4 protein-coding genes are annotated in these 3,281 nt (G+C 42.3%); 1 reads left to right on the top strand and 3 read right to left on the bottom strand.

Annotated features, from left to right (window positions below):
- Positions 1 to 337 precede the first annotated feature (337 nt).
- From ychF to yidD, 3 genes are all read right to left on the bottom strand, one after another.
- Positions 338 to 1,429, bottom strand: a complete 1,092-nt coding sequence (ychF, locus tag LC574_RS32480) for a redox-regulated ATPase YchF (protein WP_229457711.1) — start codon at positions 1,427 to 1,429, stop codon at positions 338 to 340.
- A 45-nt stretch (positions 1,430 to 1,474) separates the two neighbouring features.
- Positions 1,475 to 1,726 carry a hypothetical protein gene (locus LC574_RS32485; RefSeq protein ID WP_229457712.1) on the bottom strand — a complete coding sequence of 84 codons (252 nt, stop codon included), beginning with the start codon at positions 1,724 to 1,726 and terminating at the stop codon, positions 1,475 to 1,477.
- Positions 1,727 to 1,938: 212 nt separating this feature from the next.
- The gene (gene yidD, locus LC574_RS32490; RefSeq protein ID WP_229457713.1) at positions 1,939 to 2,175 is read right to left on the bottom strand and encodes a membrane protein insertion efficiency factor YidD; all 237 of its coding nucleotides are present in this window, start codon (positions 2,173 to 2,175) and stop codon (positions 1,939 to 1,941) included.
- 60 nt (positions 2,176 to 2,235) lie between these two features.
- Here yidD and LC574_RS32495 point away from each other — a divergent pair, with 60 nt between their 5' ends.
- Positions 2,236 to 2,937, top strand: a complete 702-nt coding sequence (locus tag LC574_RS32495; RefSeq protein WP_229457714.1) for a diacylglycerol/polyprenol kinase family protein — start codon at positions 2,236 to 2,238, stop codon at positions 2,935 to 2,937.
- Positions 2,938 to 3,281 lie beyond the last annotated feature (344 nt).

Below are 3,281 nucleotides of genomic sequence, written 5' to 3' on the forward strand. Positions count from 1 at the left end.
CACTATAACCCTTGATACTCCTTTAGGAAGTTGCTAGGCGATCGCAAATAAACCTGCAAGGAAACGTTGACAGCCGCTAATCAAACATGTATCTCCAAAAATTTTGTTAGTGATCTACGCCCGAACTTTAGATTTTCGGAGTGAAACACTTTTAAAAATTTGTCTGACGTATATACTTTGAAGATACATGTTTGATTAGCGGCTGTCAACGTTTCCTTGCAGGTTTATTTGCGATCGCCTAGCAACTTCCTAAAGGAGTATCAAGGGTTATAGTGCGATCGCAACTTAGAGTAGGTTGACCATTATCTTATCAATAACGGTCACTCATTAATTACCCCTACACATTAAATCGGAATAACATTACATCCCCTTCTTGCACAACATACTCTTTCCCTTCACTGCGAACCAACCCTTTTTCCTTCGCAGCATTCATCGAACCAGTTGTTACCAAATCTTTATAAGCAACAGTTTCGGCGCGAATAAATCCCCGCTCAAAATCACTGTGGATTACACCAGCAGCTTGAGGTGCAGACATTCCAGCATTAATTGTCCAAGCGCGGGTTTCTTTGGGGCCACAAGTGAAATATGTCCGCAAACCTAAAAGCGTGTAAGTTGCCCGAATCAATGACTTCAAACCGCCTTCTTCCACACCTAAAGACGCAAGAAAATCAGCTTTATCTGACTCTGGTAATTCCACTAATTCAGCTTCAACTTGAGCCGAAACTATCACAACTTGAGCATTTTCAGTTGCTGCAATTTGCCGTACTGTTTCCACAAAATGATTACCAGTTGCCAATTCATCCTCAGATACATTAGCAGCGTAAATAATCGGTTTATAAGTGAGCAGTTCTAATCCTTTAATAATTTCTGCTTCTTCATCATTCAAGCTCACCTGACGCACCGATTTACCTTCATTTAAAGCCGCAGCTAATTTTTCTAAAACTGTGATTTCAAACTGTGCATCTTTGCTAGTACGAGCTTGTTTGCGAGTGCGATCAATTCGCCGCTCGATTTGTGATAAATCTGATAAACCCAGTTCTATATTAATGATTTCAATATCTCGTGCTGGATCAACAGAACCAGCAACGTGGATAATATCGTCATTTTCAAAACAACGTACCACATGGACGATCGCATCAACTTCCCGGATGTGGGACAGGAATTGATTCCCTAGTCCCTCACCCTGACTAGCACCTTTAACTAAACCGGCGATATCCACAAATTCAACCCGCGCTGGGATAATTTGTGCCGAACTGGCAATCTTAGCAAGAACATTTAACCGTTCATCCGGTACTGCGACAACGCCGACATTCGGTTCAATCGTGCAAAAAGGGAAATTAGCTGCTTCTGCTTTGGCATTAGCAACTACAGCATTAAATAAAGTAGATTTTCCGACGTTGGGAAGTCCGACAATTCCGGCTCTTAGCATTTTGGATTTTAGATTTGAGATTTTGGATTACATTACCAAGTTAATCTAAACAGGTTCCGGTATGGTTTGGGGAATTGGTTCTGGAACTGTTTGAGGAATTGGCCCTGGAACTGGCTGAGGAATGGGAGCAGGTACTGGTTCTGGTACAGGCCCCGGTAAGGGTTGAGGAATCGCTGGCCCTGGTACAGGTTCGGGACTAGGTAGCGGATTCGGCTCAGGATTGGGACTAGGTAGTGGACTCGGGCCAGGAGTAGGAATTTGTGGTTCGGGTATAGAAATCGCAGTAGGATTAATCATGGTAAATCTAAATTAAATTATTCAACCTTCCCACGCTAGATGACAACCTCATCTGTTGACATCTCCCCAAATAGCTATAATCACCTACACCACCCCCCTTCTAAAAGTGGTATGAACCTTCACCCGCACACTTGCAGCATAGAGATATAAAGCAGCTATTCTCCCAATGCCCAATGCCCAATGCCCAATGCCCAATGCCCCAATTCTATAAACTACTCCTCCTTCACCTTTTCCACCACCTCTGGCACTGGATCGTAACCACCTGGATGAAACGGATGACAGCGCAAAATCCGCCGAGTTGCCATCCAGCTACCACGCAACACTCCAAATCGCTCAATGGCTTGAATAGCATACATCGAACAAGTTGGTTGAAAGCGACAAGTCGGGAGAAACAACGGCGAGATAAACATTCGGTAGCCCCGAATCAGCCAAATCAATAATAATTTCATTGCAGCTACCCAAATCTTATAAATTAGTAACAGGGGTAAAACTTCTCATTTATCGCATCTTTGTTAATTACATTTTCTGACTTCACCTCAATTCCGGTTTTATGGCTGCAAATTGCGTTGGCTGCAATTTGGGTGTTACTCATCCTCTTGATTGCATGGGTAGTAAACCGCTTCGCCGACGAGCCAGAAATCGTGCGGAAGATAGTTCATATTGGCACTGGTAATGTGATTTTAATCGCCTGGTGGCTAGATATTCCCGCCAGTGTAGGGATTACAGCTTCTATTTTAGCCAGTGCAATCACTTTATTATCTTACCGATTGCCCATTCTTCCTGGTATTAATAGCGTCGGACGCCAAAGTTTAGGGACATTTTTTTACTCCGTCAGTTTCGGTATTTTAGTTGCCTGGTTCTGGTATTTACAACAACCCCAGTACGCAGCATTAGGAATTTTGGTAATGACTTGGGGAGATGGATTAGCAGCCTTGATTGGACAACGCTTTGGTACACACAAGTATAAAGTTTTTGGGATGCAAAAAAGTTGGGAAGGCTCCTTAACTATGATGCTCGTTAGCTATGTTGTCAGTAGTTTGATTTTAGTTGGAACTCAAGGAAACAGTTGGCAAACTTGGGCAGTATCACTGTTAGTAGCAGTTATAGCTACGGCTTTAGAGGCTGTTTCATTTTTAGGTATTGACAATTTGACAGTTCCCTTGGGCAGTGCAGCCCTTGCTTTCTTTTTATGTCAGTTAATTTTTAATTAGTAATTGCCTTGAGTGCTATTCCTAATTAAGTAAACAAGAGATAGTGCTAAAAATTTATTGTTAGTTAATAAATATAGAGCTTCTCAGTTGAGTCTAATACGGGTAAGGAAGTTCGTAGTAAGGATTTTAGTCCTTATTTTCTAAGCACTAAAGTGCTTACTACAAACCCTCAAAACTGATTTACTGGTTTAGCAGTCCGATCGCCATTTCAAGATACATCTTAGCCTTGTGCAAGTTAAGCAAGCTTTCTTGGTCGTATCTGTCAGGGTAGCTCATAGCCTTTCCCTCCATTGTTACCTTAATCAGTGCTGCTTGCTCATCAGTGGGTGAATTCATCTCATCTA

The organism is Nostoc sp. CHAB 5715 (assembly GCF_020829685.1).
Classification (GTDB): Bacteria; Cyanobacteriota; Cyanobacteriia; order Cyanobacteriales; family Nostocaceae; genus Nostoc.